Source organism: Streptomyces sp. 3330, assembly GCF_031456635.1.
Classification (GTDB): Bacteria; Actinomycetota; Actinomycetes; order Streptomycetales; family Streptomycetaceae; genus Streptomyces.
Window position 1 is genome coordinate 1 of sequence record NZ_JAVDVA010000066.1, and the last position, 4689, is coordinate 4689.

A 4689-nucleotide genomic window follows, 5' to 3' on the forward strand; every position below is an offset into this window, starting at 1 on the left:
ACGGAGGACAGCGGGTCGGAAGCGAAGACGGGCAGGGCGATGCGCTTCGGCAGGAGCGTTTCTCCGAGCCGATCACTGCGCAGTGCGCGCCCGATGAGCCAGTGCTTGGCAGCCGAGATCAAGTGCATGACATTCCTCGTGATGGTCTCAGCCGCGGGTGCGGCCGTCGTTCGCTTCTACGAGGAGCGTTGACACGCAGCGGTACCGAGGCGAAATCCATACGTCTCCTTAACGCCCCGTGCGGGCTGAGTGAAGCGACGACTGTCGCGCAGAGGAACTTAAGAGTCCCTGATGAGGGGGTCACTGACAGGGACCCCCAACCCGGCGGACGCGCTCGTAGAGTGAAGCGCATGGCAGGCAGAAACGACCCCAATGGCACCAACCGCGACATCCGCGATGATTTCCGCGCGGAGATCCGGGAATTTCTCGGCACGCGACGAGCCAAGGTCACCCCCGAGCAGGCCGGACTGCCCCTGTACGGCGGGGAACGCCGACGGGTCACCGGGCTGCGCCGGGAGGAGGTAGCCCTCCTCGCGGGCATCTCCAGCGAGTACTACACCCGGCTGGAGCGCGGCAACGCCACCGGCGTCTCCGAGAGCGTCATCGAGGGCATCGCCCAAGCACTGCAGCTCGACGAGGCCGAACGCATCCACCTGCTCGACCTCCTGCGCGGCGCCGGCACGACCCGCCCGCCACGCCGCCGCCCCGCCCAGCAGCGTGTCCGGCCCACGGTGCAGCGCGTCCTCGACTCAATGACCGGCACACCCGCGTTCATCCTCAGCGGACGCGGGGACATCCTGGCCGCCAACCACCTCGGACGCGCCCTGTTCCCGTCTACGCCGACCCGGTACGGCCGCCGAACAACGCCCGTTTTGTCTTTCTCAGCCCGCACGCGACCGAGTTCTTCCGCCACTGGGACGAAGTCGCAGGCGACACGGTCGCCATGCTGCGCGCCGAGGCCGGCCGCGACCTCTACGACCGGCGGCTGACGGACCTGATCGGGGAGCTGTCCACCCGCAGCGAGGAATTCCGTCGCGCTGAGCGGCCCACAACGTCCGCATGCACACCACCGGCGTGAAGCTCCTCCACCACCCGGTCGTCGGCGACCTCGACCTGCCCTTTGAAACCTTCCCGCTCCCCGACTGCCCCAGCCAGTTCCTCCTCACCTACACCGCCGAACCCCACTCACCCTCGCAGGACGCCCTGAACCTGCTGGCCAGCTGGGCCGCGACCCACGACGACATCGAGCGGTCCGCGCCAGCCAACGACTCCCAGCACGCCGACCCGGGCGAAACACCGGACTGAACGACGGGCCACGCGAGGCGACCTGCCCGCCCGCGAACACGACAACTGACCACCCGGACGGCACCACCCGAAACGCACCGGGGTGGGCGAGGGCGGCGCTCGGTTCGCATGGACGCGGCCGAGGCCCCTCGGGATCCGGCCAGACCCAGAGCCCGAGGTGTTCATGCCGGGGCCGCGGCTGTCTCTCCCCGCGAACTCGCCCTCGACCTTCTTCTCCGCGCGAGTGTTGATCTTCTGCACGAGCTAGATGAACAGCTCCACCAGCGAGTCGGTGATCTCCGTCTCCCGCACATGGCACAGCGTGTACCGCACCGGTTCGGCCGCCGCTCGCAGGTCCGAGGGGTAGTCCTTCGCCGCCCGCGCTCTCTGCGTCCGCTCCGGCGTACTCGGCAATCAGGTCGTCCAGCCGCGAGCGGGTCGCCGCCGACAGCCGGCCCACCGTGGCCGTACAGAATCGCTCCTCGAAGGTGCTGACCGCCGAGCCCACCAGCCGGGCGATACGGCCCGGCGTCGGCGGCTCCAGCCGGTCGTTGCGGCAGCGGGCCACCACCGCCTCCGCCAGCCGGTCCTGGTTCAGTTCCACCCCGCACAGCTCGACCGCCAGCCACTCGGCGAGCTGGGCCTGGTCCTCCTCTGTGCACTCACGGAAGCCGAACGCGGCCCGGATCTCCGTCCGGTGCCGCTTGATCGCCCGCCCCGACCAGTCATACGCGGCCCACTCCTCCGCGGGCACCTTCACCTGCTCGCCGAGCAGGTCCCTCGATGAGCCCAGAAGATCCAAAACTTGTGCCGGGTCCCACGGCGCCCTACGTGCCACGCATCGTCCGAGGAGCCGCTTGGTCCCGTACCGTGCCACGGTCGACGTTTCGCATGAGCTGGTGGAGTACGTCTTCTGGCTCGGGCACCACCGCAACGACCAGAAGCATCGTCTCGTTACGTACCCCTGATGAACTGCCATTTCACCCCACGACGGGTGGAGCACCTGGCTCGTCGGAGCAGCCGCCAGGACTTCTGCTGTGCGAAGGCCTTCACTGGGAGCTCTCGGCCGGGCGTGGTGGCGGTTGAAGTGCTGCTGACCGTCAGGACGAGGATCTGCCTGGTGAGGCGGGCCTGGACGATGCCGTGGGCGCGGGCCGCGGTCAGATCGTGGGGGCGGCCGCATCAGCACCATCGTCCAAGCTCTCCACACGCTGCTGACCTAAGTGTATTCAGGATGGAAACGGATCAGTCACCGAGAGTAAAGCGGTCCACCGACTCCGTCGGCGGACCGCCATGCAAGATCGAGGTTAGGTCGAAAGCGGTGCTGACCATACGCCGTGAATCCGCTGGAATTGTTCTCCCCTGTGTCGCTGCACCGCATTTGGCTCAGGCCGAGCACACCCTTTCGGTCGCTACGCGATGCAACGAGCGACAGGCACGGGCTCACCCACCCGGACGGCCGGGCGGCTCTGTCCCCCCGACGGACCGGTACATGGCGCCCGCATCCGCCGGGGAAGACGAGCCGACATCACCGAGGCCTGCCTTAAATGCTCCGACCGCTTGACCACCCACGGGCCCATTATGCGGCCCGCTGTCAGCCTACACTCAGAGAGGAAATGGAGTCGTTGATCGCCACTGTTTGGAGCTTTGAATTCCAGGCGTGAGAATTGACTTCGACGACGTCACCTTGAAGGTATTCGTCTGTGTAAAACTTTGCGTTGAAGTCTGAATTGTTAATGATGGATGACGTGTTGTCGTTCACGGCGAAATTATCGGAAAACTTAAGCCCCCGCAGAGTCGGAAAAACATCACTCACCGCGGTAAAAGCGTACATCTGCCCCCCGAAGCCCTCACTCTCGTAGAGGCATATCTTACGGTCAGGGCAGCGCTGCGCGTCAGGGAGTTTCGGAATGATCTCGTCATCGTCGCAGCTCGGCAGCTTGGGAACGATCTCGTCGTCAGAAACCTCGGCTACAATATCGCCGCTACCGCACTCCGGCATCTTCGGGGTAATATCGTCATTCGTCGACGTTTCGTTCGGCTGGTTCAGATCGGCTGCGGCCCGCTGATTGATCTTGTCGCTGCCGGATTCTTCGTTTCCTGAGCCGGCACAAGCTGTGAGCATGAGGACTGCATTCAAGGTCATCACCGCAAAAAGTGCGGAACGGGTCTGAGACATGAGAATCCCTCTACTGAGTTGATCACGATGAGCGTTTTGATCGATCGGAGGCCAATTCGCTGAATGGCTCCTCGGTAGGTTGTACGTCTCGCTGCCTGACTCAGTTCACCGAGGGGTGCTCACCTCGCAGGAGCAGTGCAGTGGGAGGCTCGGTAGAGCGGTGCGGCGGCCGGGAGACATGGGGTGCGCGGTCAGTGAGGCCCCCGGGCTTGTCGCGGAGGCGAAGAATTGAGAGCCGGCGCGTAAAAGTGGTTTGAAGAACGCAAGGGATCTCTTGTACCCAGAAATGAGCCAGCGCTGCTGGAGCTGATCCGGGATGAGTTCGAGATGACCGACGGGCCGCCAGTTACCTTGGCGCTGGACCTCAACGTGGGAGGAACCGCACTGCTGACAGCCCTGCTGGCCAGCGACGGTCAACGCCTGCTCTTCATCCCCGGTTGCACGACGCGCCACGCTTCCGTCCCCTACCGCGGCGACGGGAGGACCGACCCGAAGGACGATGGGTGATCGCGGGCCAAGCCCGTATCCGCCGCGACCTCTAGTTGGTGTAGGAGGAAGACGTGCGAGACAGGTCAGGTGTCACCAAACCATGCAGCAGTCCCGATGCTTCGAAGTCAACGCTGGCACTAAAATTCTATCAACACCTTCAGGGTGGAGGTATTTTCTAGCCACTCACCATCAGCCGCCGATGGTGACTGCGGGGCGAGATCTCCCTTCCTTCTGAGAGGTGTAAAAATGCTCAAAAAGGGGCGAACGTATTTTGCTGTGACGTTTCTTGCCTTTCTGTGGCTCGGAGCCAGCATAGGAAGTGCAAGTGCGGGCGCTGGAGACTGGGGAGTCTAGCGCTGTCGCCCCGCCGGTGAGGGACTTATTCGGCGGGGCGCATTTCTGGGTAATTTTTGGCGATACAAGTAAGCGTATCGACTTACTCCGTAGAAGCCGCTTCATCTGGTCATTGTGTGGTAACAGGATTGCGGCGGCGGTGGCCGGGAGGGCGAGGAGGCCTTGTCGGCGGCCACTCCGCAGAATGAGAAGCGTGTGTCGGTTGAAGGGTGCCCTCAACTTGCAGCGGAACTCGAGGCTTCAGGCATGTCCGGTACTTGATCGGCAGCCATGCTGAAACAGACTCAGTGAGCGTTTTCAGAGTGGCCACTGATCGGGTGACGGTGGTGCAGGCGCAACGCACGAGGCGCCTGTGCCGTTGAGGGAGGTGTTCGACGTCTCAA

At 64.1% G+C, this 4689-nt stretch carries 3 protein-coding genes and 3 pseudogenes; 2 read left to right on the forward strand and 4 right to left on the reverse strand.

Annotated features, from left to right (window positions below; translation table 11 throughout):
* Positions 1-350 precede the first annotated feature (350 nt).
* Positions 351-1305: pseudogene (locus tag J2X68_RS40095) on the forward strand (helix-turn-helix domain-containing protein).
* Positions 1306-1548: 243 nt separating this feature from the next.
* Here J2X68_RS40095 and J2X68_RS40100 read toward each other — a convergent pair.
* The 4 genes and pseudogenes from J2X68_RS40100 to J2X68_RS40110 all read right to left on the reverse strand — a co-directional run bounded on the left by J2X68_RS40100 (position 1549) and on the right by J2X68_RS40110 (position 3463).
* On the reverse strand, positions 1549-1698 hold the full coding sequence (locus tag J2X68_RS40100) for a hypothetical protein (RefSeq protein ID WP_310437536.1): 150 nt from the start codon (positions 1696-1698) through the stop codon (positions 1549-1551).
* Between the two features lie 142 nt (positions 1699-1840).
* A pseudogene (locus tag J2X68_RS40475) lies at positions 1841-2263 on the reverse strand (DUF4158 domain-containing protein); the annotation flags it as partial.
* A gap of 122 nt (positions 2264-2385) precedes the next feature.
* A pseudogene (locus J2X68_RS40480) lies at positions 2386-2463 on the reverse strand (IS5/IS1182 family transposase); the annotation flags it as partial.
* Between the two features lie 415 nt (positions 2464-2878).
* Entirely contained in the window at positions 2879-3463 is a 585-nt protein-coding gene (locus J2X68_RS40110; RefSeq protein WP_310437537.1) for a peptidase inhibitor family I36 protein, read from the reverse strand.
* A 327-nt stretch (positions 3464-3790) separates the two neighbouring features.
* Between J2X68_RS40110 and J2X68_RS40115 the strand changes: the two genes are divergently transcribed.
* A complete protein-coding gene (locus J2X68_RS40115) occupies positions 3791-3970 on the forward strand; it encodes a hypothetical protein (protein WP_310437538.1) in 180 nt (59 codons plus the stop codon).
* The last annotated feature ends 719 nt before the right edge of the window (positions 3971-4689 follow it).

Bases quoted from the DNA above. Each gene is read 5' to 3' on its own strand.
- J2X68_RS40110 (WP_310437537.1), bottom strand. From the start codon at position 3,463: ATGTCTCAGACCCGTTCCGCACTTTTTGCGGTGATGACCTTGAATGCA.
- J2X68_RS40115 (WP_310437538.1), top strand. From the start codon at position 3,791: ATGACCGACGGGCCGCCAGTTACCTTGGCGCTGGACCTCAACGTGGGA.